General features: G+C 58.9%; 22 protein-coding genes and 2 pseudogenes. 13 read left to right on the forward strand and 11 right to left on the reverse strand.

What is annotated here, in order from left to right:
- Positions 1 to 234 precede the first annotated feature (234 nt).
- Positions 235 to 369, reverse strand: coding sequence for an IS66 family insertion sequence element accessory protein TnpB (gene tnpB, locus M3I56_RS35035; RefSeq protein ID WP_254344550.1), 135 nt, complete (start codon positions 367 to 369; stop codon positions 235 to 237).
- Positions 345 to 860, reverse strand: coding sequence for a transposase (locus tag M3I56_RS35040; RefSeq protein ID WP_254344549.1), 516 nt, complete (start codon positions 858 to 860; stop codon positions 345 to 347). Before M3I56_RS35040 ends, tnpB begins: the two co-directional genes overlap by 25 nt.
- 243 nt (positions 861 to 1,103) lie before the next feature.
- Here M3I56_RS35040 and M3I56_RS35045 point away from each other — a divergent pair, with 243 nt between their 5' ends.
- The 5 genes from M3I56_RS35045 to M3I56_RS35065 all read left to right on the forward strand — a co-directional run bounded on the left by M3I56_RS35045 (position 1,104) and on the right by M3I56_RS35065 (position 5,326).
- Positions 1,104 to 2,099, forward strand: a complete 996-nt coding sequence (locus tag M3I56_RS35045) for an agmatinase family protein (protein WP_254344547.1) — start codon at positions 1,104 to 1,106, stop codon at positions 2,097 to 2,099.
- 25 nt (positions 2,100 to 2,124) lie between these two features.
- The gene (locus M3I56_RS35050) at positions 2,125 to 2,910 is read left to right on the forward strand and encodes a transporter substrate-binding domain-containing protein (RefSeq protein ID WP_254357907.1); all 786 of its coding nucleotides are present in this window, start codon (positions 2,125 to 2,127) and stop codon (positions 2,908 to 2,910) included.
- A gap of 5 nt (positions 2,911 to 2,915) precedes the next feature.
- On the forward strand, positions 2,916 to 3,593 hold the full coding sequence (locus M3I56_RS35055; protein ID WP_302057131.1) for an ABC transporter permease: 678 nt from the start codon (positions 2,916 to 2,918) through the stop codon (positions 3,591 to 3,593).
- Entirely contained in the window at positions 3,590 to 4,276 is a 687-nt protein-coding gene (locus tag M3I56_RS35060; protein ID WP_254344528.1) for an ABC transporter permease, read from the forward strand. Before M3I56_RS35055 ends, M3I56_RS35060 begins: the two co-directional genes overlap by 4 nt.
- Before the next feature lie 294 nt (positions 4,277 to 4,570).
- The gene (locus tag M3I56_RS35065; protein WP_254344581.1) at positions 4,571 to 5,326 is read left to right on the forward strand and encodes an ABC transporter ATP-binding protein; all 756 of its coding nucleotides are present in this window, start codon (positions 4,571 to 4,573) and stop codon (positions 5,324 to 5,326) included.
- Between the two features lie 146 nt (positions 5,327 to 5,472).
- On the opposite strand, the pseudogene M3I56_RS35070 reads toward M3I56_RS35065, so the two are convergent.
- Both M3I56_RS35070 and M3I56_RS35075 read right to left on the reverse strand, forming a co-directional pair.
- Positions 5,473 to 6,790: pseudogene (locus tag M3I56_RS35070) on the reverse strand (IS701 family transposase).
- 79 nt (positions 6,791 to 6,869) lie between these two features.
- Positions 6,870 to 7,448 carry a cupin domain-containing protein gene (locus tag M3I56_RS35075; RefSeq protein WP_254346254.1) on the reverse strand — a complete coding sequence of 193 codons (579 nt, stop codon included), beginning with the start codon at positions 7,446 to 7,448 and terminating at the stop codon, positions 6,870 to 6,872.
- A gap of 686 nt (positions 7,449 to 8,134) precedes the next feature.
- Here M3I56_RS35075 and M3I56_RS35080 point away from each other — a divergent pair.
- The 3 genes from M3I56_RS35080 (at position 8,135) to M3I56_RS35090 (ending at position 12,336) form a co-directional block, all read left to right on the forward strand.
- Positions 8,135 to 9,376 (forward strand): cysteine desulfurase-like protein, encoded by a 1,242-nt coding sequence (locus M3I56_RS35080; protein ID WP_254357908.1) that lies wholly within the window; start codon positions 8,135 to 8,137, stop codon positions 9,374 to 9,376.
- 74 nt (positions 9,377 to 9,450) lie between these two features.
- A complete protein-coding gene (locus M3I56_RS35085; protein WP_254346252.1) occupies positions 9,451 to 10,959 on the forward strand; it encodes an aldehyde dehydrogenase in 1,509 nt (502 codons plus the stop codon).
- A 72-nt stretch (positions 10,960 to 11,031) separates the two neighbouring features.
- Positions 11,032 to 12,336 (forward strand): M20 family metallo-hydrolase, encoded by a 1,305-nt coding sequence (locus M3I56_RS35090; protein ID WP_254346251.1) that lies wholly within the window; start codon positions 11,032 to 11,034, stop codon positions 12,334 to 12,336.
- A 95-nt stretch (positions 12,337 to 12,431) separates the two neighbouring features.
- Here the strand turns inward: M3I56_RS35090 and M3I56_RS35095 are convergent, their stop codons facing one another.
- The 3 genes and pseudogenes from M3I56_RS35095 to M3I56_RS35105 form a co-directional block, all read right to left on the reverse strand.
- Positions 12,432 to 12,677, reverse strand: a complete 246-nt coding sequence (locus M3I56_RS35095) for a DUF6429 family protein (RefSeq protein ID WP_254346256.1) — start codon at positions 12,675 to 12,677, stop codon at positions 12,432 to 12,434.
- A gap of 20 nt (positions 12,678 to 12,697) precedes the next feature.
- A pseudogene (locus M3I56_RS35100) lies at positions 12,698 to 13,158 on the reverse strand (IS630 family transposase); the annotation flags it as partial.
- Positions 13,159 to 13,214: 56 nt separating this feature from the next.
- Positions 13,215 to 13,932 (reverse strand): IS6 family transposase gene (locus tag M3I56_RS35105; protein ID WP_254346250.1). Its coding sequence is split into 2 segments (ribosomal slippage): positions 13,215 to 13,794 and positions 13,793 to 13,932, totalling 720 coding nucleotides; the frame shifts between segments, so codons are not numbered across the junction.
- 360 nt (positions 13,933 to 14,292) lie between these two features.
- Here M3I56_RS35105 and M3I56_RS35110 point away from each other — a divergent pair.
- The 3 genes from M3I56_RS35110 to M3I56_RS35120 all read left to right on the forward strand — a co-directional run bounded on the left by M3I56_RS35110 (position 14,293) and on the right by M3I56_RS35120 (position 15,824).
- Positions 14,293 to 14,553: a hypothetical protein gene (locus M3I56_RS35110; protein WP_254346248.1), complete on the forward strand. Its 261-nt coding sequence runs from the start codon at positions 14,293 to 14,295 to the stop codon at positions 14,551 to 14,553.
- Positions 14,554 to 14,738: 185 nt separating this feature from the next.
- On the forward strand, positions 14,739 to 15,059 hold the full coding sequence (locus M3I56_RS35115) for a hypothetical protein (RefSeq protein ID WP_254357909.1): 321 nt from the start codon (positions 14,739 to 14,741) through the stop codon (positions 15,057 to 15,059).
- A gap of 468 nt (positions 15,060 to 15,527) precedes the next feature.
- Positions 15,528 to 15,824 carry an H-NS histone family protein gene (locus tag M3I56_RS35120; RefSeq protein WP_254346200.1) on the forward strand — a complete coding sequence of 99 codons (297 nt, stop codon included), beginning with the start codon at positions 15,528 to 15,530 and terminating at the stop codon, positions 15,822 to 15,824.
- Between the two features lie 60 nt (positions 15,825 to 15,884).
- Here M3I56_RS35120 and M3I56_RS35125 read toward each other — a convergent pair whose 3' ends face one another.
- Positions 15,885 to 18,320, reverse strand: coding sequence for a hypothetical protein (locus tag M3I56_RS35125; RefSeq protein WP_254346198.1), 2,436 nt, complete (start codon positions 18,318 to 18,320; stop codon positions 15,885 to 15,887).
- Between the two features lie 73 nt (positions 18,321 to 18,393).
- On the reverse strand, positions 18,394 to 19,965 hold the full coding sequence (locus tag M3I56_RS35130; RefSeq protein WP_254357910.1) for a DASS family sodium-coupled anion symporter: 1,572 nt from the start codon (positions 19,963 to 19,965) through the stop codon (positions 18,394 to 18,396).
- Positions 19,966 to 20,120: 155 nt separating this feature from the next.
- On the opposite strand from M3I56_RS35130, the gene M3I56_RS35135 reads away from it, so the two are divergent.
- Positions 20,121 to 20,861 carry a GntR family transcriptional regulator gene (locus M3I56_RS35135; RefSeq protein WP_254316980.1) on the forward strand — a complete coding sequence of 247 codons (741 nt, stop codon included), beginning with the start codon at positions 20,121 to 20,123 and terminating at the stop codon, positions 20,859 to 20,861.
- A gap of 1,491 nt (positions 20,862 to 22,352) precedes the next feature.
- Here the strand turns inward: M3I56_RS35135 and M3I56_RS35140 are convergent.
- Complete coding sequence (locus tag M3I56_RS35140; RefSeq protein ID WP_254357911.1) at positions 22,353 to 25,010, reverse strand: autotransporter outer membrane beta-barrel domain-containing protein; 2,658 nt, start codon at positions 25,008 to 25,010, stop codon at positions 22,353 to 22,355.
- Positions 25,011 to 25,639: 629 nt separating this feature from the next.
- Between M3I56_RS35140 and M3I56_RS35145 the strand changes: the two genes are divergently transcribed.
- A complete protein-coding gene (locus tag M3I56_RS35145) occupies positions 25,640 to 25,885 on the forward strand; it encodes an EAL domain-containing protein (RefSeq protein WP_375541846.1) in 246 nt (81 codons plus the stop codon).
- A 65-nt stretch (positions 25,886 to 25,950) separates the two neighbouring features.
- Here the strand turns inward: M3I56_RS35145 and M3I56_RS35150 are convergent, their stop codons facing one another.
- The gene (locus M3I56_RS35150) at positions 25,951 to 26,253 is read right to left on the reverse strand and encodes a hypothetical protein (RefSeq protein ID WP_254357912.1); all 303 of its coding nucleotides are present in this window, start codon (positions 26,251 to 26,253) and stop codon (positions 25,951 to 25,953) included.
- Between the last annotated feature and the right edge of the window lie 135 nt (positions 26,254 to 26,388).

Consider the following 26,388-nt stretch of genomic DNA (forward strand, 5'->3'; position numbering starts at 1 on the left):
CTTCGGAGCATGTTGGCATTCAAGCGATAGTGCAGTGCTACCGCCGCGATCGATACGTTGGGCTGCATCGCCGCCCGGATGACTTGCGCCTTGAACTCCTTGCTATGCCGCCGACGTCGTGTCGGTTGCACGACCTCCTGCGTCACCTCGATCTCGTCCATCATGTACATCTGTCCATTAAAAATTTAGATGGACACGATCCTCGCCTTCGAGCCTTACGCAATCAAGATGACTTCACCGGGTGCTTACGTCCATCGGGTTCAGATGCATGGCCTGCTCGACGAGAATCGAGAGGCTGTTCATGCCGTAGCGGAAATCGACAGGATCGCGGTGCAGGTACACTTTCAGGTTTTCGTCGAACCGGAACACGGCATCCTCCCCAGAATCTGGACCAGCGAGGTCAGTTCGTCGATGGTCGCGATGGCTTTGCCCATCTCGAGCTCGACACCGTTGGCCAGTCGCACATGCAGCGCGAGCGCCATGGACGAATGCGGCGGTGTCGGCACCGGCGCAGTCGGTATCGAAACGACCGGCACGAACGCGGGAAGTGCAGCAGTGGTAGCGACGAGCTCACGCGAATCCGGCTGGTCGATGGCCACGCCATCAACCTCATCCGGCGAGGCGGCGTCATCACTGGCGTGCTGTATTGGCAAGATGCCTTGCTCGCGCTCCATCAAGAACTTCGTGATCCACTTGCGCAACAGGTTGGCATTGACTCCGTGCTCCTGCGCCAACCGAGCCACCGATACGCCCGGCTGCAACGCCGCCTCGATCAGTACCCGCTTGCTCTTCTCGTTGTAGCGCCGACGACCGTCGGCACTCTTGCGAACTACTTTTAACTCCGAGTCTTTGTCGGCCATAGGTGTCCACCTTCAATAGTAGGTGGACACCTATGCTCCCCGCTCAGAGTACTGTTGGGTAGACGTCGATAATGGATCGCTTACATACAACATTGCTTGCGTGAGCGCTCATGGAAAGCATCGATCTTGTTAAGAAAGTGACTTGACAATAGCTTTTTGTGCGCGAAAACTGTGCTTCACGGTGCGCCGCGAAGCGCTGATCTGAAGGCTTCGTGCCTTCGACCCACTGGAGCGAGCGAGACAATGGAAAAAGCTGGTGCTGGGGGCCTTTTCGAGCTAATGGACCCTCCCGGAATCATCGTGAACCGTCTTAAGGGCGATCCCGCAGAACAGCGAGCGCACGCAGCGTTGGCATACCGGGCAACGCTTGACCTCGATGCATGTCTAGTAGGGGTGCCTTTCGACGGGGCATCCTCTGTGCGGACCGGCTCGCGGCATGGGCCCGATGCGGTTCGGGCGGCCCTTGGCTATTTTACGACGTATTCGGGCGAATCCCGAAAGCGCTTCGGCGATCGCCTTCGAACCGCCGACATTGGCGACATCAAGACCGTCTTGACAGACATGAAGGGAAGCTTCAGCAATGTCACCACAGTCATGCGGACATTGTTTGAGCGCAACATCGTTCCGGTGACCATTGGAGGCGACCATTCGGTTAGCTGGCCGATTTTAGAGGGATTATGTACTGCAAAAGGTGGTCAACGGGTCGGCATCGTCCATTTTGACGCACACCATGATCTTCGCGAAGCACACTTCGGTTTCGAATCCAGTGGTGTCCCGTTCCGTAAGGCGCTGAACTTTGAAGGCTCGCCAATCAAGGGCTGGAATATGACGCAGATCGGCATCGCCGAGTTTTGCAACAACCCCGAACATCACGATTATGCAATCGAAGAAGGGGTCACGGTCGTCACCAACACAGCGGTGAGGCGCAACGGACTACTCGGATATGTGAAAGAAGCTCTGGATCGAGCATGCGATCAGACGGATGCAGTTTATGTATCGCTAGACATCGATGCGATCGACCAGACTCAGGCTCCAGGAACTGCTTCTCCTAATCCCAACGGGCTCGATGCACGAGATCTCGCAATCGCATTGTATGACCTTGGGCGTTGTCCAAGGGTGGCAGGGTTCGATATCGTCGAAATCTCTCCGCCTTTCGACTTGAATAACACGACAGCGCTCACGGCGGCGATTCTGGTTCTGCATTTCCTCCGTGGCGTTGCGGAACGCCATACCGTTTGACCTTCTAATCTAAAAGTTGACGACCATGAAAAAGCTCTGTGCCGCGCTATTCGCCACGCTCGTGGCGATCAGCTCGACTGCGTTCGGTAAAGATATTCGTGTTGCCATCGACGCCACTTCGCCGCCGTTTGAATCAATTGCTCCGGACGGGAAATTACAGGGATTTGATATTGACCTTATGAATGCGCTCTGCAAGCGCATCGATGAGCCCTGTAACCTTATTGCCGCGGAGTGGAACGGGATGATTCCCGGGTTAATTAGCGGGAAGTACGACGTTCTGATCTCAGCGCTCAACATCACGGAAGAGCGCAAGAAAGCATTCAGTTTTACGACGCCGTATATGTACCCGCGATTTGCATTCGTAGGCAAAAAGGGCGACACCATTCAGATCACTCCCGACGGGCTGAAAGGCAAAGTGATTGGTGTGCAGCTGGGCACTCCTCAGGATGCGTTCGTTACCGCGCATTTTGGAAAGGAAGCGACGATCAAGCGGTACTCTTCCGGCAGCGCGCCATTTTTGGATCTCACAAACGGGCGGGTTGATCTGGTTTTCAACCTCGTGATTCAGATTCAGCAGACCTTTCTAAACAAACCGGAAAATGCCCAACGGTACGGATTCGTCGGACCGGTCTTTGCAAGTGGTCAGGCGCCGGAATTGGGTGAGGGTGTTGCAATCGCAGTTGGGAAGCAGAATACAGAGTTGCTTGCGAAGCTTAACGACGCACTGGCAAAAATGAAGCAGGACGGATCATTCAAGGCAATTAACGACAAGTACTTCACGTACGACATCTCGGCCTTGCCCAAAAAGTGACCGATATGCTAGCCGCATACTTCCCTTCTCTCGTTCATGGCGCCTCCGTGACGCTAGCGCTTGCCTTTTTGGCTTTGACAATCGGACTTCCAGCGGGGCTGGCTGCGGCTTTTTGTGGACTTTCGGGTAAGCGATTCCTTGTGGGTTTGGCGGACGCGTACACGTTGCTCAATCGGGGCGTACCGGATCTTGTTCTCCTCCTGCTCGTGTACTACAGTCTTCCGGATGCTTTAAATCGACTCCTCGCCACGGTAAACGTCGATCTACGTTTCGACTTCGATCCGTTCATGTCTGCGGTGGTTACACTAGGTGCGATCTCCGGTGCCTACATGAGTCAGACATTTCGCGCAGCCTACTTGGGTGTTCCGAGGGGTCAGTACGAATCTGGACTTTCTATGGGCATGAATGGATTCAACGTTGCCCGTCGAATTCTGCTTCCGCAGATGTTCCGGATCGCACTGCCGGGGCTTACCAATAACTGGCTGGTCTTGCTCAAGGGAACTGCGTTGGCATCCCTCATTGGATTGCGTGACCTCATGTTCAGCGCTCGTGGCGCATCAGAATCTACAAGTCTTCCTTTCACATTCTATGCAGCTGCCGGCATTCTCTATCTGGCAGGAACTTGGACGTCAGTGTTCGCGCTGAGATTGTTACACCAACATCTCTCAAAGGGGATGCGATGAACGGCTGGCACGTGATCATAGCGAATAGTGATCTGTTTGTTCGGGGATTTTTCACTACGGTACTGCTATTGGCGTGTTCAGCGTTTTTTAGCATTCTTTTATCGATTCCATTTGCATTCGCTTTGAACAGCAACCACGCGGTTTTTCGCATCCCCGCAAAAGCCTACACGATGACGATCCGTGGTTTTCCTGCGCTTATACAACTTTTCATGGTGTATTACGGCTTGTCACAGTTTGACATGATCAGGGACAGCTGGATGTGGCGCTTCTTCTCAAGCGCATTGTTCTGCACGTTATTCGTTTTCACACTCAACACAGTAGCCTATACAGGCGAGATTCTCGGAGGCGCACTTCGCGAAATTCCACGAGGGGAACTCGAAGCCGGAGTCAGTATAGGCATGTCACCTTTGCGCCTCGCACTGTCCGTCCAGATACCGCTCATGCTCCGGAAAGCACTACCGCAGTACAACAATGAAATTGTGCTGTTACTTCATGCGACTGCACTTGCGAGCGCCGTGACTCTCCTAGATCTGACTGGGGCCGCACAGAGGATCAGCATGGAGCACTACATCATGCTTGAACCTTATCTTTGCGCAGCTGCAATCTACTTCGTGCTGACGGCGATCCTGATGAGAGGATTCAAGTTCGCCGAACGCCGCTGGCTCGCATATCTGATCAAATAACCTCAAGGGAGACGAAGAGTCATGAATCAATCGCTGCTGAGCAATATTCATGCGGGCCTTGCAAAGAACGAAATCAGAGATGGCACCAACGTTCGCTCGGTGAACGCCGACGGTCTAGCGGTCGATGTATCGACGAGGGAAGCCTGGCCCGAGCAAGCTTCTAAGCCTGCGGAGTCGTTGTCCCTTCGCGCGGAGTCAGGTACCAATGCAGAGGAACGTTTTGCAGTGGAAGGAAGGTCGACCTCCCACTTTGACAATCGAACTGGGGTAAATGGCAATGACGTCGCCCCCCAATTGCAGGTTACGAATCTGCACAAACGTTTCGGTACCAACGAAGTCCTGAAGGGTGTGGACCTGCGCGCGGAAAAGGGGGACGTCATTGCCGTGATTGGATCGAGTGGATCCGGGAAGAGCACGTTTCTTCGCTGCATCAATCTTCTTGAGGGACCGAACCAGGGCACCATCGTTGTCGGCGGTGAGGAGCTACGTCTCCGTGCTGGGAAGCAGGGGGAACTGGAGGCAAGAGACAGGAAGCAGCTGCAACACGTGCGCGCGAAGCTTTGTATGGTGTTTCAGGGGTTTAATCTTTGGCCTCATATGACCGTGCTTCAGAACGTAGTCGAGGGGCCGCGACGCGTGTTGAAGGTCCCACGGAGTCAAGCGGAAACAAGAGCGCGCCACTATCTGAGCAAGGTAGGGATGCTAGAAAAGATCGATGCATACCCTTCTCGTCTCTCTGGTGGTCAGCAACAACGAGTTGCGATCGCGAGGGCGCTTGCTATGGAGCCGGAAGTCCTTTTGTTTGACGAACCCACCTCGGCATTGGACCCGGAACTGGTCGGAGAGGTACTACGCGTGATGCGCGAACTCGCGAATGAAAAGCGAACGATGGTCGTGGTGACTCACGAAATGGGATTCGCTCGAGAAGTAGCGAATCGCGTGGTGTTTTTCCACAAAGGAAGGATCGAGGAAGAGGGTTGTCCGAAGGAAGTGTTTGCATCGCCAAAGAGCGATAGGCTCAAACAGTTCCTTTCTGGATCTCTCAAGTAGTCAGTAACGGGGGGGGCCCTATGTAATTCGTCAAGCGTTAGTACTACTGTGTCACAAAATCAGTTGCGCGCTCTATTGTTGTACAGGAAGAGTGCCATCGTTGCATGAGCCTTTGTCCAAGCAGGATGCGCAACGTAGTAATGGAATCAGGAATGTGGCGTTGAGCGCGCTGGACTGCCCCGGGGGATGTAATCCGGGGGAAGGGCAGGCAGCGCGCGTTCAAGGAAGTTTTTTTTACCACGTCCATCTGATTGCATTCCGAGTCGCTGAGCCATCACAAACCCGTACGCAGCGATACTCAGTGTGGCGTGATGGTGAAAGCCACGCCAGCCTCGCCCTTCATAATGACCGAGCCCGAACTCCTGCCTTCAGGTCCTGATAGTCGCGCTCGATGCGCCAGCGCATTTTGGTCACGAACACAAGCTGCTCGAGGGTCGCCTCCTCGGGGGCGGTAGTGAGAAAATATTTGAGCGGCTCCGTATCGCCATCAGGCCATTCAATAAGCAGCCATTCTTCGTCGCGAACGGTACTTCGCCAATAGTCGTGATGTGCGGGACGAACCCGCACGGCGGCAAAGCGTGAGGAAAGGGCTGCGTTGCTGCCTTCCCGCCAGGTTACGGTTTGCCAGGCGTTCATGGGTAATTGCATGGCCAGTTCCTTCACCACGAGCGGTTTATGGCCAGGCGCACGGCGCAACAATTTCGGTGGCTGACCGCGCCCACTCCAGGGTTTGGGCGGCAGCGGCGCCGTACCGGGCGCCCACACAGAGGTGCCCGGCCGGATCCCTACCGCATACAACAAACCCAGTTCAGTTATGCTTTCCCGGAAAGCGGTTTCGTCGCCGTACCCGGCATCGGCAAGCACAATGCCCGGTGCAATGCCGGATGCTATAGCCTCGCGAAGTTGGCCCAGCGCAATCTGTGGCTTGGTCTCGAAGTTGAGGTCATCAGGAATGCCGGCGCGACGCGCTCGTTCCCGGTCGTCAATCCATTCCTTGGGGACATACAGCTGCCAGGCAATCGGCAAGCTGCCGCGTTGTGTCGCGATCGACAGGCTCACGGCGATCTGGCAGTTATCCTGTTTGCCCAGTTGCCCACAGTATTGCCGCGCTACGCCGACCGAATGCTTGCCTTTCTTCGGGAAGCCCGTGTCGTCAATAATCCAGTAATAGCCAGCCTCGTCGGCAGCGTGCAGGCAGAACGCGGGCATCACCCATTCGCGTACCCGCTGCAGAACCGCCCGGTCAGACCATTCTGCCTTGGCCACAAAATGGTGGAGTGACTGGTGTTTCGCACTCGCGTGAAGGGGATCAATATGCGCAGCCATCGGCTCGACGCTCTTGCGTGACAACGGCATTACCAAGCCCGAACAGTAGCCCTTGAGGCCGGCATGGCGATCGGCGTGCCCCAACGCCTGCGCCAGATGATTCAGATACGCGTCAAATTCGTCGACGTCTTCTCTCATCACGGTCGCCCGAAGTCTGTATTATTCAATACTACCAGGTATCGCTTTGATGCAAACATTTTTTTATGACACAGTGAGATTAGAAGGTCGGTGGGGTATTGACCCACAAAACTCGCGTTGTCACATCTGTGTCGTTGACGTAACGATGACCGAGTTCGGAATCGAAATAGAACGAATCTCCGGTCTCGACCACATGGGTGGAATCCTCGACGAGCAACTTGAGTCTGCCTTCAAGAACGAAGCCAAACTCCTGGCCCTTGTGCGAGATCTTTTCGTCGCTGCCGCCTTTAGGCGCAATGACATGAATGCTGGCTTGAAGCAGAAATTCCGGCCCCGATGGAACGAGCATTTCGAGCGTCACCCGGTTGCCGGTGCGTCGGTGGCCAGTCGGTAGGATACCTCGCTGATCCTTCCGGACAATGTAGACGTTGGAGTCCCCCTTCTCGGCCGAAGCAAACAGGGCGCTTATGTTGATTCCCAATACCTGAACGATTCGGTGCAAGGTCGCGAACGAGGGCTGAGATACGTCATTTTCGACTTTCGACAGATAGCCTTCGGTCACGCCGGCTTTGCTGGCGACTTCCTTCAGGCTCATGCCCATGAGCATGCGGGTGTGTTTCAACCGGACGCCAACCTTGACCGGCATCTCGTCACTCATGGCGCTCTCCTGAAGTTCGCTCTCATCTCGGGTTCGTCTCACGCGGTCAGTCGTTCCGACTCTGTGTTGGAGGTAAGGGGGGCGGATCGCAGACCTGTCCCTTGGCGCTCAAAAACGTTCCTCCGCGACAGACGTATTCCCCATATGAAAGATTCTGTCCCAAGAGAAACGGAAAGTCTAGACTACTTGCAGGGCGCGACACAGTTTAAGGCAAGTTAATTTCCTAGTGGGAATTTATATTTCCTTCGCATAGTATCCCAAAAACGGATAGCAGAAACTTCGAGTCGATTTCCTACGGGCTGACTATGCAAGAAACCTCTGATGAATTGCGAAACTGGCGCGTGCGGATACTGGCGCTTGCCGCCAAGGCTGAAGCCGTGGTCTTCATCGCTGTCGGGGTCCTTTTCGCATATCGGAGTGCGAAAGCGTGGATCGTGGCCGAATTTCTTTCGGCACATCTCCGGTGACATTTGTACGCGCAAGGCCATGGTCCGGTTTGGATTACTCCGACGTATCCGACATATGCGGTGCACGGGAGCGGGTAAACACTCATGTTTTTTTCCCTTAAGGAAAGTATCTTTCCTTAAAAGAAGTACAATTTCCCGTTTACTCACTGCTCCAGGTGAGCCAACGGCGCCGTGCGTGGAAGCGCGCCTCGAGCCAATTTTTCCCGTGAGATCAGCCATATGAACCACAGTCAGATTCGCCAACAGTTTCCCATCTTTGCTCGAGACACCCTCGGAACGATCTTTTTCGACGGCGCGGCCGGGACCCAGGTGACGCAGCGGGTCATCGACAAAATGGCGGACGCCATGATCGATGGCAACGCAAATCTCGGAGGGTACTTCCCGACTTCGGTGAAGGCGATGCGAAAGGTCGCGAACGCGCGTGAGGCCTTCAAGGACTTCTTCAACGCTCGCGACGCGCGCGAGGTGGTTTTCGGGCAGAACATGACAACGCTCACGTTCGCATTCTCGCGAGCGATTACGCGCACGCTCCAGCCTGGCGATGAGATCGTTCTGACGCGGATGGATCACGATGCCAACATTTCTCCGTGGCTGCTTTCCGCCAGGGACCACGGGCTGGTCATTCGGTGGATCGACTTCGATCCGAAGACGTGCGAGTACGACCTTTCGAATCTGGACGAGATCATTACGCCGCGCACCAAGGTGCTGGCGATCAACTACGCCAGCAACATCACCGGCACGATCAACGATATCGCGGCACCTATCCGTCGGGCCAAGGAGGTTGGTGCGCTCGTATACGTTGATGCTGTACAGTACGCGCCCCACGGTGTGATCGATGTTCAGGAACTCGGATGCGATTTCCTCGTGTGCTCGGCTTACAAGTTCTATGGACCGCACATCGGAATCCTCTGGGGTCGCCAGGAGCTACTTGAGCAACTGGAGTTTTACAAGGTGCGGCCGGCAAGCAATGCCGCTCCTGACAAGTTCGAAACGGGCACAAAGTCGCGAGAAACAATCGCTGGCGCACTCGCCGCGATCGAACACTTCGAATGGATCGGAGAGACGTTTGGAGACGCGACGGCGGCGTCGTCGCGTCGCGACAAGATCGTCGCGGGTATGGCGTTCACCAAACATTACGAAGATGAACTTGTGGCGCGCGCGATCGAAGGGTTGAGCGTTTTTAGGGGCTTGACCATTCACGGCATCACCGCCAAGGACCGTCTGGACCGCCGCGTTCCGACGATTTCGTTCAGCGTGGCGGGCGCCGATCCCGCGAAGATCGCACAGAGCCTCGCCGAGGTGAACGTCAACGTTTGGCCTGGACACAGTTACGGGCTCGAGCCGGTCGAGCGTCTCGGCCTCACCAACAAGGGTGGCGTCGTGCGAGTGAGCTTTGCCCAATACAACACCATCGACGAAGTCGAGGTGTTCCTCGATCACATGCGCAGGATCCTTGCGTAATCGTGTGTGCCGGCCGTTGCACACGCGATGGCTGGCGAAAGTTCCACGCAGATATCTAACGGACACCTGTCAAAATGCAGAGCCCCCAATTCTCTCAATCGGCCGAGGACTGGAAAGCACTCGCCGGTCGCATCAAGTTCCCGACGCAGGCATTCATTGACGGCAAGTTCGTCAACGCGATTTCCGGCGAAACGTTCGACTCGGTTAATCCGGCAACAGGAGCCGTTCTGGCCTCGATTGCCTCGTGCGATACCCACGACGTTGACCGCGCCGTCGAAGCCGCTCGCGAGGCCTTCAATCGTGGAGTATGGTCCCGAGTTGCGCCGACAGAACGCAAGCGGGTTCTCCTGCGCTTGAGTCAACTGATTCTGGAGTATCGCGATGAACTCGCGGTGCTGGAATCGCTTGACATGGGCAAACTGGTCGTCGATGCCGCGACTCTCGATGTACCCGGATCGGCAGAAGTTTTCCAGTGGTTCGCCGAGGCTCTTGACAAGGTCTATGACGAGGTCGCTCCGACCGGTGACGGCACACTCGCCACTATCCGTCGCGAGGCGGTTGGGGTGGTTGGCGCCGTGGTGCCCTGGAATTTTCCGCTAAAGATGGCGGCATGGAAATGTGCACCCGCGCTGGCTGCCGGGAACAGCGTCATTCTCAAGCCAGCGGAGCAGTCACCCCTGACGGCGCTGAAGCTCGCCGAGCTGGCCGCCCAGGCTGGCGTGCCTGCGGGCGTGTTCAACGTCCTGCCGGGGTTTGGTCAGACCGCTGGCCGGGCAATCGGATTGCATCCAGACATCGATTGCGTTGCTTTCACGGGTTCGACCGAAGTTGGAAAGCTGTTCCTGGGCTATTCTGGAAACTCGAACATGAAGCAGGTCTGGCTCGAGTGCGGCGGCAAGAGTCCTCTGCTTGTTTTTGAAGATTGCGCCGACGTGAAAGCGGCCGCCCGGGCGACCGCGCAGGGAATCTTCTTCAATCAGGGAGAGGTGTGTTCCGCAACTTCGCGCGTGCTGGTTCAGCGTAGCGTCAAGGCGCAGTTTGTTGCCGCTCTGCTGGAGGCGGCTGATAACTACCGTCCCGGTGATCCTCTGGATCCGGCATCGACGATGGGAGCGATGGTCGACGAAGAGCAGACTCAAAGAGTCTTGCGCTATATCGGCATCGGGAAAAGTCAAAACCGCCTGTTGACGGGTGGGGAGCGCAGCACGGAATCGAACAATGGCTGTTTCTTGTTCCCGACGATCTTTGACGGTGTGAAGCCGTCAGATACTCTCGCCAAGGAGGAGGTATTCGGCCCCGTTCTCGGTCTGATCGAATTCGAGACGGAAGAAGAGGCTATCCGTATTGCGAACGATTCGATCTATGGGCTCGGTGCATCTGTATGGACTGACAATCTGAAGCGGGCCCACCGTGTCGCGGCGCTTCTGCGCGCTGGCACCGTATCCGTGAATGCAGTCGATCAGGTTAGTGTGATGACGCCCTTCGGCGGGTTCAAGCAGTCGGGGATCGGTCGAGATCTGTCGTTGCATGCCTTCGACAAGTACACGGCTCTTAAGACGACGTGGTTCGACCTGAATTCCTGACGAACTGATGTTGCCTCATCTGGGCTTCCATTGTGCCAGATCAGGTAACGACTTGAATCGGACGATTTACGCATGAATTCCCTTCCGAAAATCAATCTGGAGCGGCTCCAGGCAACCATCGACACGATGGCGGGAATCGGCGCCAAGGACAACGGTGGGTGCTGCCGCATCTCCTTGACGGATGAAGACAAGCTCGGTAGGGACCAGTTTGTCACCTGGTGCCGCGAGGCGGGCTGCAGCGTGCATGTGGATGCCTTCGGAAACATTTTCGCGATTCGGGCAGGCAGTCGCCTCGATAGTTCGGTGGTGCTGACGGGCAGTCATCTGGATACACAGCCCAATGGAGGCCGCCTGGATGGAATCTACGGGGTACTTGCCGGACTTGAGGTGATTCGTACGCTCAATGACCACAACATTTGCACTGAGCGGGCAATCGCGGTGGTGAACTGGACGAACGAGGAGGGCGCACGATTCTCCCCTGGGCTGACCGGTTCGAGCGGGTATGCGGGCGACCTCGATCTTTCGTTTGCCCGAGCCATCGTCGCCCCGGATGGCGCACGGTTTGGCGATGAACTGGCCCGAATTGGCTACGCAGGAACGTTTTCGCGTCGTGCACTCGAGCCGATCGCGTATGTCGAACTGCATATAGAGCAAGGGCCGGTTCTGGAGCAATACGAACGCACTATCGGCGTCGTAGAGGGAGTGCAGGGAGTTCGGTGGTATGAAGTTGAATTGCAAGGCAGTGATCGGCACGCGGGGACCACGCCGATGGCAGCCCGACAGGATAGCTTCATGGCACTCGCGCGAATCACGCAGAGTATGCGTCAAGAAGTGCTGTCGATCGACCCAGAAATCCGATTTACCGTCGGGCGTGTTTCTGTGCGGCCGGGTTCGCCGAACACTGTCCCAGGGTTCTCGTCCTTCTCGATCGACCTGCGTCACCAGAGTGCAGGCCTGCTGGATCGAATCGAAAACGTGCTGGCTGCAAAGGCACACGTCATCGGCGTCGAAGAGGGCGTAGAGACGATTATGCGCAGGACGATGGTCGTACCTCCTATCGAATTTGATACCTGCATCGTTGAGACGGTTGCGGCTATAACCCAAAGCGTAGGTTATCCGGCGATGCGAATGACCAGCGGGGCGATGCACGACGCTTGTCGATTGTCAAAGGTAGCGCCGACAGGAATGATCTTTGTGCCTTCCCGATTGGGAATAAGTCATCACGAAGATGAGTGGACCGCACCAGATGACCTCGCGGCGGGCGCAAATGTGCTGCTCCGGACGCTTGTCTCGCTGGCCGATCAAAGTGTGAATCAGCGAGGCGCCACGGCGCCGGAAGACGACGGCAACGTGCCTTCCCAGTCTCTGGGCCGCTGAGTCGTGCGAAACGGACCATCATTTCGTGGAGTATTTAATACGTATTCCTATGTAATATAAAAATGACGGCTAGTGTCGCGAGTTGGAAGTTCGTTTCATAAATCGATTTTGCTGCCAGCAGTGCTGAAGAGCTGCTTGAAGAGACGTTCTGATTCTCGTAAACCGTCGTCAGTGAGTATCACGGATTTCGTTTTGTTGACGGGATCGCCGATGAGGCCGCGCTCATAAAGACGATTGAGGGAATCCCAATCGAAGCCTTTCCAGGCGCGGTTGTGGTCATGCAAGGTCAAATGCAGGAGCGCGAGAACGGCGTCGTCAATCGCAGCTGTATTGATGTCCATGGCGTTCATCCCGAGACTGCTTATACCCGAGCGCAAAGCCGCTCGAGGCTCGCGAGAATTTCATCGGCTGACTTGCTCCAGACGAACGGCCGGGGATCCGCGTTATTGACGTCGAGGTAATGCCGGATAGCTTCTCAAGTTGTCGCGTCGATCGATGCGTGCCACGTCGGATGTATTTTTCGGTGAGCGTAGCAAACCAGCGTTCCACCTGATTGAGCCACGATGCCGACGTTGGGGTGAAGTGAACGTGGAAACGCGGGTGGCGAGCGAACCAGTTTTTGATAGAAGGCGTCTTATGCGTGCCGTAGTTATCCATCACCAGATGAACTTCCAGATCGGCGGGCACGTTGGCCTCTATCGTGCGCAGGAACTGCAGGAATTCACTGCTGCGATGGCAACGGTGCAATTCACCGATGACTTCGCCGGTGGCAACGTCCAGCGCGGCAAACAAAGTGGTGGTTCCATGGCGCATGTAGTCGTGCGGGCTCTGGTGCAAATAGGCGTTATGGTCGATTATTTTATAGCGGTAAGGATATCTTATTGAATTGACAGGACCGCATTCCAGACAGCGGGCGCATCGGAATTCTTGAGACCGAGCTTCGCCAGGTTGAACTGGCCTTTGCGAATGCGTTGCATCAACTCGATGCCGGACAACGTGATCGCTGCGCTCCTGAAACGTTTGAAACCGAGCATGGCATTTGTCCGGGACTTGATGTTGCGATGGTCCTGTTCAATCAGATTGTTGAGATATTTCGAGCATCGAACCTTTGTGTCTTCAGGCAGCAGGCCGTCTTCTTTCATCTCACGCACCGCGCGGTGTGAGGCGGCATAGCCGTCCAGCGTGATGGTCTTCGGCGGCTGGCCCTGATGTTTGATTCCTTTGCTGAAAAAGGCTTTGGCCGCCTTCACGTCGCGCTTTGCACGGAGCATGAAGTCCACTGTCTGGCCGGCCCGATCCACCGCCCGGTAGAGATAGACCCACCTGCCGCGGACCTTCAGGTACGTTTCATCGACACGCCACGACTGTCCCGTGGGTGTGCCGAAGCGGTTCCAGCGTTTGACGAACTCCGGCGCATAACGTCGCACCCAGCGCAGGATCGTCGTGTGGGCCAGCGACACCCCGTTCTGCCATTATCTCCACAAGATCGCGCAGACTGAGCTTGTAACGCAAGTACCAGCGAACACACAGAATGATCACCTCGCGGTCAAAATGACGGCCTGCGAATAGTTCCTCCAGGCTCTTCGGCTTGCTCATCGTCGGTTCTCTATTCGTTCAGCCCGACACTCTAACCGATTCGCCAGCACCATTTGCACCAGAGCCGACAGCAGCGCCAGTGCGCGCATGTTGCGAAGGTGTACCCGGAATGCAGGGGCAACATGGCCGGTACCTCTCGTCCAGCGCGGATGTTGTGAGCTAACGCGAGAACGAGTGTGGCGATGACGTTCCTCCCCACGCGATCGCGGTGGCCGGAACTGACTTCCGGGCCGACTGTTGTGACACACCCGGCGAAGCCGTGCGTTTGGCCGGTTGCTGGGACTGGCGATGCCGCATATGGAGGTAGCAAGGACAACGCGAACTTGTGCATGACTGCCACCGGATAAACAGGAAAAAAGCGTGACTCAACCTTACTGCATTGACGTGTCCTCGCTGGGCGATACCGTGTGGGTGACCGCGCATGACGGCTCGTGTGTGGGGCGATTCAGCAAGCGCTTCGGGATCGACGTGCATCGGACGGTGACCGAACAGCTGGCCGGTGCGGATCAATGTCTGCACTGCACGCATGAGCGCGCCGGAGAAAGCGAATGGCAGGTTTTTCGCGAAGCCGTGCTTGAACACCACGGAATCGATGTCCCGTTCGACACAATCCGGTTCTAGAAAGTAAAACTGGATGACTACCTTACTGGCATGTTCGTGGTCGCTGTCAGGTGATCAGTTGCGCGATCTTGCGGCCGGGTGTGATCAGGACGCCGCCAGGCGTGCCGCCCCCGCCTGAAATGCAAAAATGATTGAACAAGCGATGCCGCACAGGCGCGGCATGAAGCCTCGCAGGAGCAGAAGCAATGGATGATGAGCTGAAGGCAAGGATTGGCGTTATCGCGGGCAAGCTTGTTCAGGAAGTGATGGCCAGCGGGTTGACGTGGGATGATGCGGCCGCTGCATTGGGTCTGGCCGCGAAAGCCGTCGCACAAGCCGCAGCGGGCGCGGGTCAAGGGCCAGCGTCTGAATGCGTCGCACTCGCACGTCGTCGTTTCGAGGATGCATTCGCGCAGGATGTCCATGTCATTGTTGCGGATAGCAGTGCGCCAAAGCGCGACGCAGGAGTCGACGAAAATCCGCTCCTTGCGACTGCCCGCCGTCGCCAGGCGTCCAAACTCCATTGACCCAAGAGACTGTTCTTTAGCAGACCCGGCGCTGCAGCTCGAACTGCCGGGATTCGCGCGGAATTCAGACGGGGCCCGTATCGGTTCACAGGGTCTGCCACTAACCGTCCGATGCGGGGGGCCTTCTACCCCGGACTTCCTTTCTTGGCCGCCGCGGTGCGATGAATACCGGCTTGTTGCGCGAACATCCATGGCGTTCACCACGTTTGCTTGATGCTGCGCGTGAAGCATCTGGCTCTCCATGAATCCGCATGCAGCGGTAGCCGCACCGGCTTTGTTCCTCTCCATCGTGATTCACAACGCACGAGCGTTCGCCATTGTCGTTATGGTCGCGAGCCATCTCTATTGCCGGAAAATCCGCAGACACCAGCCTGACGCAATGCCCGGCGACCATCGTCCCGGTTCGGATCAGCGGCATGCGAAAGTCACTATCATGACCCAGTGGTTTCCATATGCGGGAGACGATTCGTGGCAACGTACAGCGAACTGAAAGCGCAGATCGCCGAGCTGGAGAGTCAGGCGGCAGCAGTCCGTCAGGAGGAGTTCGAGGCCGTCCTCGCCGATATCCGTGTGAAGGTGGCCGTTTTCGGATATACGCCACGGGACATCTTTGGGCGTCGCCGCGGCAGACCCAGACGTTCGGCTGGTCCGTCTCCGGCAAAATACCGCGATCCGGCGAGCGGCGCCACCTGGTCCGGCAGAGGGCGCGCGCCAAACTGGATCAAGGACGTCAGGAACCGCGACCGGTTCCTGATTCATAATTAGATGGCGGACTAAAACTGGGCTGATCGCTGCAGGCTCAGTTAACCTGCGCCTGCGACGAACTTATTCAAAAGTAATGAACTGCGCCGACGACCACACCTTGCTGTCGTTGCGCTGCCGCCCGAAGAAGTACACCGGACGAAAACCAAACGACGCGTTCTGAGCGGCAACCTCGACACTACCCGCCAGATCGACCGGCAACGGCCTGTCGGTCAGTCGCTCGACTGCGACGAATAATTCCGTGCCGCCGAGCGCATGTGTTGCGCTGCCCCGCGCAAGCAGATCCGCGCCGCTGACCTCGAAGCGAAACGCTGGCGCATGTGCGAACGGATTGCCTGCGAGCGGATCGCCGACCTTAACGAACCCGTCGATGGCGCCTTCGATCACGATGGTCGCCGCGGCCAGATTGCTCACGTCAATCTCGATGCTGTCCGCGTCGCCGTACGTGTCGCTGCTGAATTCGATGTCCGTTGCGCCAGTGCGCCACGCGGATTCCTCGACGTGTTCGAAGCCGTGCGAGCCAAAGTTGTGAATCGTGCCGTTGAGAATGCGGATGCGACCACGCCACGCCGCCCAGCGATACCGGTCGCGAATGCGCGCGCCGCCCCAGCGCACGCGGATCAGACGCTCTGCATAGCCGAGTTCCTCATGCAGGTTGCGCTCCCATATCAGGCCGCTGTGATCGTAGGCGGCGACGTATTCCCAGCCGGCGCGTCCGAGCAGGCGGTAATCGAGCGTAGCCGGGCCGCGCTGCCTGAACGCGTCGCCTTGCCAGTGATCGCCACTGCGCACGAGCAGCGCGCTATGCTCGCCTGTTGTCGCCCACGTGCGGCGTGCGCGTAAGGCCTGACCGACCGTGCGCCGGTCGAGCGTATCGGCGAGCACGCCCGTGAGTCCGCCATGTACGCCGAAGACCTGCACACCCGGCGCGCCGCCACCGGGACGTCCGCGGTGTTCGTCGCCGCTCGCAGCCACGCCGAGTTGATAGCCCCGCGCGATGACGTCCTGGTAGAGCCAGCCGAAGTGACCCCACGTCGAAGCGATTTCGACGAGCCGTTCGAGCTTCGGATGGTGCCAGTCCGGAATGTAGCGCCGCCCGCCAACGTGCGGCATGACGAGATGATGTTCGGCGTCGTCGGCGTAGGCATCCCACAGTTCCTCAACGGGCCAGCGACCGAGTTCGACCGCGTTGCCTTTCATGTCCTCGTTCCACACGAGTGTGCGGTTGTGCTCGCCGCGCGCGTTGTACGGAAAGCCGGGACGTTCGTCTCCGAGAAATACGACGTTGTGGTCGCCACCAGCCGTCGAACTGCCACACCACTCCTGCACGGGATAGACGACGAAGCGGCCGGGTTCGTTAAACTGATCGACGGCCTCGATGCCCAGTTGCCAGTTCGCATCCGTGATCTGGAAGTCGTTGGCCGTATAGCCGAGGATATCGATCCCACCAATATCGCGCGCGTACAGCGCGTTGTATGCAGGACTGTTGGTGCCGACAGTGTCGTGCGCATGGACGTGAAGGTCCGCATAGAACGCGCGCGGGGAGGACAGTGTGGCGTCGACCGTGAGCCAGGCAACGGCTGCGCGGATCTCCGGCCGTGCGGGCACGTCTGCGACGATGTACAGCGTGCCGCGCTCCGTTGGCAGATCGTCGAGCGCGAGCGTCGCGAAGCCCTGCGCCGGGAATGCATGCTCGCGCTGATAGACCGTTGTGCCTTCTGCGTCGCGGGCGATCACGTTGGCGATCAAATTGGCGACTACCGGCCGCGCATTCGCGTTCGCGCTCAGTTCGCGGCATGCGTTTCCCCAGCGATCCTGCAACGCAAGGCGAAACGGTGCGGCCTCGCCGGGACGCACGAAGCGCGGCCCGTTGAGCAGCACGTCCGTTGGATCGCCTGGATGGATGTCGATGGCAATGTCGCCAGGCACTGCAACGAAGCGCGACGTGCCCAGCGGATCGACGTAGAGGCGGAAGCGGAAATCGTCTTCGGAAAACGTCTGGATGCGCGTGCCGGGACCACGTCGGCGATCACCAAGACGGATCACAATGCGGTCGCCTGCGTTCAGATACCCGTCGACGACATCGACGATCACGGCTTTCTGGTACGGCCGCTCGTGGCCTTTCTGGTCGAAGCGCACATTGAGCGCTTGCACCGTGGCGGGACTCTGGCCCGGCACGAGCGGCGCCGCATGATACTCGGCGCTGATGTAGTTCGCCGCGGTGGGGTCGCTTGTCTGGAAGAGCGCCCAGTCCGAGTAAAACTTGAACGTGGCCTTCAGCCACCCGCCATCGGCAATGCCCGACGAGCCGACTTCGTAGTCGAGCACGACTTCTGCCCAACTGCCCGCTTCGAGTCGGGAAACGCTGCAACGCACGCTGCCGGCGAAGGGGCGCTGTTTCAGTTTTTCATAGAGGCCGGCAGGGGCGACATGATCGCCAAGGCGCTCGCGCAGGGCACGCGCGCGGGCGTGCAGACCGGTTTCGTTCGATTCGCTCATCTGGGGAGGGTGTCGATAAGGCGGGTAAAGGTTCGGGATCACGCGCCCGTGAGCATGCGAGTGCGCGCGAATCTCAATGCGCAAACGGCCAGGCTGCAGATGCGTCCCAGACGGGCACGCCCATGAACGCATACCACGGTGCGATCACGCATAGCCCGTACAGGATCGCAATCAGCACCGAGACCACGCCGACGCGGGCGTAATCGGCGGTGGTGAATGCGCCGCTGCTGTAGGCAATCACGCCTGCCGTGATCTGTGTGGGCAGCAGGTAAGCAAAGCTGTCGGTGTCGCTGACCAGCATCGTGAACGCGACCGGATGCAGGCCAAGGCGCGGAGCGAGCGCAAGCGCGATCGGCGCGATCATGGTGACAGCAGCGACGTTGGACAGCATGCCGATACGGATGATGTGCGTACCGGCCATGACGATGCCAATGGCGAGCCACCAGCCATGCCCGTGCGCGACGAGATAGATGTGATCGGCGGCCCATTGGGCGAGCCCCGACGAACTGATCGCAGAGGACAACGAGAGCGCGCCTGCGAGCAGAAACAGCGTGCCCCAGATCGTGCGCTGCTCGACTGCGGCCCAGCCGAAGCGCAGCACGCCTGGCGTGAACAGGATGGCAAGCGCGATCAGCGCGACGATTTCCGACGACAGGTGATGCAGCGGCTCCGTCGCCCACAGGACCGCCACGCCCGCGAACAGGACCAGCACCAGCCAGTCATTGCGCGAGGCAGGCGGGAGTGCGCGACGCATTGTCGCGATGGCGGCGCATCCGCCAGGAATCTGCACGGCGCGCGAGCGGAAATAGTACTGGACCCAGCACTGCGTGATCGCGAACATGCCCAGATACGGCCATTGGAGCTTGAACCACGTGAAGTATGAAATGTGGATGCCGAGCTGCTTTTCGAGCAGGCCTGACACGACCATGTTCGGCAGATGCGCCGTGAGAATGCACATGCCGCTGATCATCGCCCCGTAGACAAGCGACTGGATCACGATAGCCTTTTTCGCGGCACGCTCGCGCGGCGAATCGCCGAACAGCTGGACGATGCCGTTGGCGACGGGCAGCAGCGCGGCCGAGCGCGCATTCGCGGCCGGCACGACCATCGACATCACGAAGTTGACGGCGAACATTGCCCAGATCACGCCGTTGGCGGTGCGCACCTTCAGGCGCTCAAGCAGCGCCAGCGCAATGCGGCGGTCGAGGCCGCTTGCCTGCATGATCGCCGAAAAGAGGAAGGCTGCGAGGCAGAGGAACACGACGGGCGCCGCAAAACCGCTTGCGGCCTTCGGAAAACCCGGAGTTGCGTGTGAAAGCACAAGCAGCATCGGTATCAGTATGCCGCTCACACCGACGGGAATAGCCTCGGTCACCCAGACGATCGCGACCCACGCGACCACGGCGAGCGTGGCCTTGCCGGACGCGTCGAGTCCGGCGGGCGTCGGCATGAGCCACGCGAGCGCGATGAAGGCGAACCACGCCGCCACGAAGCCGAGGCGGGCACGCAGGAGCGCGGCGCCGCTGCGCGGGCCAGCGTGGCCATGAGCACCAGCAGGCACGGTTTCGCGCGTATGGAGGGCCTCTCCATCATGTGGTGGGCGCTCGAGCGGCGGCGCGTCGAGGATCTTGTCTGTCACTGTCATGCTTTCCTGCGTTCGTTATTCGAGGCGGTGCTGCTATCGTCGGTGGGTCTGGGTGGCATAATACGTATTAATACAAGATGGGCCATCCAATTGCTTTTCATATCGATATCGCGAATCGCGCACAAGGCGCGGCGCGAGCGCAACGAGGGACATCAATGATGCTGGTGCGGGAAGATGTGACGTCGCTCTATGAGCAGATCGCGACGACACTTGAGCAGGAAATCGGGCAGGGCATCTATGAGCCGTCGGGCAAGCTTCCGTCGGAAGCCGAACTGGGCGAGCGCTTTGACGTGAGTCGGGTGACTGTCCGGCTGGCGCTCGGCCGTCTGGTGGAGGCGCACGTCGTGGAGCGCAAGCAGGGCAAGGGCACGTTCGTGAAGCACAGGCGCCTGCAGCATCGGCTCGACGTGTTGCGCGGTTTTTACGACTCGCTGGCGGCGCAGGGCGCGCGGGCAAGTATGGAACTGCTGCGCATGGAAGCGTGCGCGGTACCGCCCGGCCTGCGCGAGACCTTCACAGCCGATGTTACGCATTGCGTGTATCTCGAACGCCTGCACCGCGTCGATGACAAGCCTGTCGCGCTCGCGCAGACCTGCCTGCTGCCCGAAGCAAGTGTCATTTCGCGCGAGGAGGCGCAAGCTCTCCCGTCGTACGAAATGCTCGAACGGTTGCCGGGTTGGCATATCGTCGATGCGGACATGACCATTACGGCGGTTGCCGCGACGAGCGATATCGCCGCGTATCTCGAAGTGTTGCCGCGCGCGCCGCTGCTCGTGCTGCGCCGGACCTCGCGACTTGCTGACGGGCGCGCGTGCGAGGCGACGGTGTTCCATATTCGCCCTGAGCGTTTCGATCTGGCGGTACGCAGCGGGCTTGAGGCGCGGGTGGTCGGATAACGACGCCAGGCACGAAGGTCACCCTGCGGGGGACCTTCGTGCCTGGATCATTGCCGATGTTATGGATTCCAAAAAATTTCGGCAACTGGCGTTGTGCGAACGCTCGCTACCAGGGAGGGGACGAGACTGGCGCAGTCGCGAACGCGCGGAATCTGGCCTGCGGCGTAAGCGTTGCCGTCGATCAGGATAGCCGTGTAATTTCCCGCGCACCATGACTGTGCGCGGCTGAATCGGACAATGCTGACTGCTCTCGAGGTCGGCCCGTCGCAGGTGATGCTCGATTCGCTCTCGCGCCTGATCGCCTTCGATTCTGCTCGTATACGACGGTCTGTCCGTGCCGTACCGTCTTCGCATGCTGGACAGCGAATTCGGCGCGCTATACAGATGCGCTGCATCGTGCACGCCTCTCGACACAGGCCGAAACCGAGCGGGAGGGAAAGGCGGGCGGGCTTCTGGAGATGTTGTAGGGTTGCTCGTGACGATATCGAAACATGGTTCCCATCTGCCGCAACTGCGGTTCCGCGACATTGCGGCGAACGGTCAGTCCGAACATCCGGTCGACATTCCTTGGGATGATCACGTCTGGATTCCTGGGCAACAGCAGCTGCCGTCAGACGTCCTTCAGGAGAGATCCCTGAATTCACCACTTGCTGTGACGCGCGCTCAACGATTCACGCTGCAGCGGCCCGTCGAACAGAGTGCCGGTTTGGGGGGGAAAGGGGGGGGGCTGAGGTGGGCAGCAACGTCTGCAGGAGGCAGACGTTTGGAAGCATTCGCCCGTGGCGCTTCTTCATGAGCCGAAGCTGACGGCGCATCTAGACTGGCGTGCTCGACAGTCGCAGGCTCCTCAAGGGATCTCGTTTCACCTGGGCGCGGACCGGCACCTCGGGGGATTATGATTTGTCGAGCCTGCCTTCCTCAATTCCACCAATTCGGCAGCTTCTCATCCGATGTGCCGTTGGGTGTGCGGAACCCATAGGTTTAGTACGCGCGCCCATCCTGGACCGCATCCTATACTTTGAGCGGTTCACAAATGGCAGAAAGATGACGCCCCTTTCGAAATGCCTGCCTTCGCAACGGCTCGTGTAACCCGGCAAACTGGAAAACCTCACTGTGCCGCGCAGGACGGCTCTTCGGCACTCCAGGACAGGTCCTTGTAATGCAGAGGGAATGAAATGGTTAGCAATCCGTCACATCTTTGCGCGTCCTGCAGTCTTCTGCTGAGTCACCCCGATTTCGATGTGACACACCCTCTGCGCGATGTCGGCGAACCGGCGTACCTCGGCAGCGTACGTCTCCAGTACTACCACTGCCCGGGCTGCGGAGCGGACTGGTGCTGTTCCCGCAGTCCTTTCCAGAACAGGGACGTTCATTGGACACTTCGCTGACGTCGTAAGGGTTCCGGGAATCGTGATGCTACCGTTGTTGCCGTCGTGGAGATGAGAACCGCTATCGTGGACTTCCGATGCCAGGACAAATCAGGTCGACTCCTCACCATGCGTAGCGACAACCGACGTCACCCCACACACCCTTCTGGCTGCCGGTTGACGATGAGTTGATCGAGAACTGGTAGCCGAACTGTCCATACAGGCTCCAGCGGGTATCGAGCTTCGCGCTCACGCCAGCCGCGACGTCCATGCGCGTGACTTGGTGTGCGAGTGGGACCTGGTCGGCTCCAGCGTAAACTGTCGTCGCGTGCGCGCCCCAGTCGCGCCAGATATTGGCGCGCAGATAGGGCTGCCACACCTGTCCGTTGGCGCGCTCGATGGTCCACTGACCGCGCACCCCGAGCCTGCCCGTTACGCCCGACGTCGATCCAGGATCAACCGGACCCAGTCCATCATCGGCATCGTCAAGTCCGACGTGCTGCCAGATGATCTGTAGCTGGGGCTCCAGCACGAAGTTCGGTCCGAGCGGAAGGTGAAACGGATAGCCCGCTTCGAGCGACGTGACGATCCCGGAGCCGGAGACAGGCAGACGCGCATACTGGGTCGTTGCGTCGCCGTCGTAGTATGTGCCTTGCAGCACCGCGTCGACATACCAGCCGCCCGGCCCGTAATGCGTCCAGTATGCGCCGCCGGAATAGGCGTTCAGGTTCACCTTGCCGGTGTGACTCAAGGCGTATGCTGTGGCATCGGTATTGGTGACGAGTCCATCTACGTCGACATTGCCGTTACCGTAGGCGAAATAGACGCCGCCGGCATCGTGATGGCCGGGGATCAGACTGCCACGCCAGAGATCGAGCCCAGCCTGCACGCCAATCACTGAGCCGTTCGCGCGCGCATCGGTAAAAGTCTGGTAGCGGTTGTCAACCTGCTGGCCGAACGCGCGCGCCCACGCCGACCGGGCGACGCCGGTGGCGTTCGTGCCGCCCGCCCCATCGGAGAGTGTGTCGCCAATACGTTCGTGCATCGTGCCGAGCATCGTGACGCCCAGTTGCCGCGCGAGCGGTTGCACTACCGAATACGTCGCCACCTCCGGGCCGATGACGGGGTATTCCCCGTCGGGCAGTGCGGGCGGCAGCGGGGTCTCCGGCAGCACATTTTCTTCCTCCCACGGCGGCTCAACGGCGCCCTCGGACGGCTCCTCGGGTCCAACGACGAACGTCGAGCGCAGGAACCAGTCGTCCGGGGCGCCCCCAGCCAGGCCGCCTCGATGAAGGCGGTAGTCGTAAGCCCCTCCGCGCGCCTCACCTGCAAGTTCAAAAGCGTTTGCCTGCGTGGTGCCGCCGTCGGTTGCCACGACGACCGGTATGCCGTCGGCTTGCGTGAGCGCTCCGGTGCCTCCGGCGTTGGAGATCGCGAGCTTCGAGGTGCCGCTCGCAGCGCCTCGATCAATGACCAGCTTGTCGGACGGTGAGCCGTCGCCGCCAAGCACGGTATCGAGTGCGAGCGTCCCATTCTGTCCGGTGTACTGTGTCGTGGTGAGCGTGGTTCCCGGGTCTCCCGCCAGGCGCACGAGACCTGCATTGACCAGCGTCGCCGCGCGCTGGTCGAAGCCGCGCAGGTTCATCGTCCCGCCGGACGTCACGGCATAGTCCGAGTTCTGGCTGAACGCGTCGACCGCGCCCGCGGCCAGCGTCCCGCCGGAGATGGTCGTTGAACCAGCATACGTACTGGCACCGGTCATGACTGTCTCGCCACTCAGGACATCGACGGTGCCCGTGCCGGAGATGGCGGCAGGAAACAGGTAGTTGCCGCTGTTGTCCGTGTGGTTGAACACGAGCCTGCCGTCGCCGTTACCGAATGTGACATTGCGGCTGTTCAGTGCGCCTGGCGCGACCGCCGTGGCGCCGGCAGGCGCGCCGATGTTTAGCGTGCCGGTGGAACCGACCGTCTGCGCAATTGCGACGGACCCCGCCGTGACGCTCGCCCCGTTCGAAATGGTCAGCGTTCCCTGAGCGCCGCTACCAAAAAAGGCATACCCGACGTTGAGCGCATTCGTCACCGTCAATATGGAGCCCGCGTCCATGATGTTCAGCGTGCCGACACTCTGCGGCCCCGCGCCGAGATAGACGTTCCCGCCCGCCTCGACCTGTCCGCCGTCGGAAATGTTCAGGACGCCGTGACCGGCATCGCCGACGAACGCATCGCCGCCGATTCTGAACGTCGAGCCTTGACCGGAAACGTTGACGTTGCCCGTGCTCCCGGTGCCGCCGGCAACGTCGATCGACTGCCCGATCGTGGCCTGGCCACCGTTATCGATATTGACTGTTCCGCGATCGCCGTCGCCGAGCCCGACGTAAAGAAACGTCGCCACAGACGCGCGGGACGCGGGTCCGGTAACCGTCAGTGAGGCCGTGGCAGGATTGGGGATGCCATAGCCCACAGCGACATAACCGCCACCGCTATTGACGAGTGTGGTGAGTGTCCCGCCGTTTTCCACGGTCAGGGAACCATTGCTTCCGGTCGCCGCGCCGTCGCCAATACGAACGATCCGTGAGGTTGCAGCGAGTGCGTCGATAACCGTCGGATGGTTCGCAAGCGTGTTGATGTAGGTAATGTTGGTGTGGAAATCGGGCACCAGATGATTGCCATTCGCGTCGGTCCAGTTGCTCAGGTCGAACCAGCTGGACGAATTTGCGCCGGACCAGTAATTGTTCACCGCGGTGACCTGCGCCAGCGCGACGCCGCCTTCGATATTCGCCATGCCAGCGAATGCTGCGAACATCCATGCCCGGTGTCTGGAGCGGTACGGACAGGCTCTCATCAGGTACCTCCCAATGATACTTGGCCCGGAATGAAAATCACCACCATGCAGATAATGTTTGTGAATATCGGGATGCATTCTGATTTTCCCGAACGTTCAATCGAATCCGCACACCATCATTCCGTTGGCTCCCTGATTAATTCGGATACCTACATGAGACGTAGATTGAAGCTGTCGTGTTGCGGCTGTGACGAACGACTTGTCGTCGGCAGCGCACGTTGAGTTTCAAGGATCGGGTCGCCGCGCGAGCCCGCGACGGCGGGCAAATCGAAGCGCGAAGGTGCTGCCGATCCGTTAAGGGCAGATCGTGGCCGCACGCGATCCGCCCACAAGTCACGGACTTGAAAATTCCAGATCCCTGACGGACACCATACCGTATGAAATCAAACAATGATTACGCTTTGAATTCCCTTGCACCAAAGGCTCCAGCAAAAGGAAACTGAAAAAATGCGGGGCGCATAATCGTATCTTTCGGCGAGATCTCATTATTGTTCTGATCATGAAGTGTTATAGAGCGAGATTATCAAGTCTTCAATAATTCCTTTTCGGCGTTAATAGGGAAACGTTGACTGGTTTGTCCAGGCTTTCACGAAAACCCCATACCGGTCCTGTTTCTAGGTGTCTGGCGGGATGTCGCGAAGCACTACGGGTTACAGGTCATTGCGGAAGGTGTTGAGACGGAGAGCCAGCATGTCGCGTTGCGCGCAGCCGGAGTGCCATTCGCCCAAGGATATCTCTATCAGAGGCCAGTGACTGCGGAGCAACTGGCGCTGACGCGACCTCTTCTTGAACCAGCTGATGGCCGGCTTGGGTGATTTCTGCCAAACGCCTGGAAAGCGAAACAGTTCCTGATGTTGCTCGACCGCGCGTGGGCCGTTGTTCAAGAGGACAACGGCGATAGCGCCGCCGCGTCGCCCGACATCTGCCGCCGTTCGTTGTTGAGCGATTTACTCGACCTTGCGCCGCCGTCTAGCGACAAGATGGTGAAGGGGGTAAGCAGTTCTCGCCGGTCAATGAGGCCGGTGAACGCATCATGCGCGGCTTGCTCCGACAAACGCGCCGACATCGCGCGCGCCTCGATGACACCGCGCACCAGCACGGTGATGCCGCCTTCGCAAGGGAATGACCGTGCTTCGAACCAGGTATCCAGCGGTGCGTAGAACGCAGTCGCGGTGCCAGGCAATCCGGTCGCGGCCGCCTTCCGACAAGCGTTCTCGTAGCTCGATCCACAATGTCGGGATACCCAGCCCGAGCGGGGCCCCGTCGGAGGCTTTGTGATTCGACGCGGGAACACGGCATCTGACTCCCCCCGCGTCAC

The sequence above is a fragment of the Paraburkholderia sp. CNPSo 3281 genome, from assembly GCF_024206515.1.
GTDB classification, from domain to species: Bacteria; Pseudomonadota; Gammaproteobacteria; order Burkholderiales; family Burkholderiaceae; genus Paraburkholderia; species Paraburkholderia nodosa.

What these genes read in the sequence shown, in the direction of transcription:
- M3I56_RS35075 (WP_254346254.1), bottom strand. Translation starts at nt 7,448, where the DNA reads ATGAGTGACGAGATGCCGGTCAAGGTTGGCGTCCGGTTGAAACACACC.
- M3I56_RS35140 (WP_254357911.1), bottom strand. Translation starts at nt 25,010, where the DNA reads ATGGCGAATATCGAAGGCGGCGTCGCGCTGGCGCAGGTCACCGCGGTG.
- M3I56_RS35050 (WP_254357907.1), top strand. Translation starts at nt 2,125, where the DNA reads ATGAAAAAGCTCTGTGCCGCGCTATTCGCCACGCTCGTGGCGATCAGC.
- M3I56_RS35045 (WP_254344547.1), top strand. Translation starts at nt 1,104, where the DNA reads ATGGAAAAAGCTGGTGCTGGGGGCCTTTTCGAGCTAATGGACCCTCCC.
- M3I56_RS35085 (WP_254346252.1), top strand. Translation starts at nt 9,451, where the DNA reads ATGCAGAGCCCCCAATTCTCTCAATCGGCCGAGGACTGGAAAGCACTC.
- M3I56_RS35080 (WP_254357908.1), top strand. Translation starts at nt 8,135, where the DNA reads ATGAACCACAGTCAGATTCGCCAACAGTTTCCCATCTTTGCTCGAGAC.
- M3I56_RS35040 (WP_254344549.1), bottom strand. Translation starts at nt 860, where the DNA reads ATGGCCGACAAAGACTCGGAGTTAAAAGTAGTTCGCAAGAGTGCCGAC.
- M3I56_RS35055 (WP_302057131.1), top strand. Translation starts at nt 2,916, where the DNA reads ATGCTAGCCGCATACTTCCCTTCTCTCGTTCATGGCGCCTCCGTGACG.
- M3I56_RS35095 (WP_254346256.1), bottom strand. Translation starts at nt 12,677, where the DNA reads ATGGACATCAATACAGCTGCGATTGACGACGCCGTTCTCGCGCTCCTG.
- M3I56_RS35115 (WP_254357909.1), top strand. Translation starts at nt 14,739, where the DNA reads ATGGATGATGAGCTGAAGGCAAGGATTGGCGTTATCGCGGGCAAGCTT.
- M3I56_RS35135 (WP_254316980.1), top strand. Translation starts at nt 20,121, where the DNA reads ATGATGCTGGTGCGGGAAGATGTGACGTCGCTCTATGAGCAGATCGCG.
- M3I56_RS35125 (WP_254346198.1), bottom strand. Translation starts at nt 18,320, where the DNA reads ATGAGCGAATCGAACGAAACCGGTCTGCACGCCCGCGCGCGTGCCCTG.
- M3I56_RS35090 (WP_254346251.1), top strand. Translation starts at nt 11,032, where the DNA reads ATGAATTCCCTTCCGAAAATCAATCTGGAGCGGCTCCAGGCAACCATC.
- M3I56_RS35130 (WP_254357910.1), bottom strand. Translation starts at nt 19,965, where the DNA reads ATGACAGTGACAGACAAGATCCTCGACGCGCCGCCGCTCGAGCGCCCA.
- M3I56_RS35060 (WP_254344528.1), top strand. Translation starts at nt 3,590, where the DNA reads ATGAACGGCTGGCACGTGATCATAGCGAATAGTGATCTGTTTGTTCGG.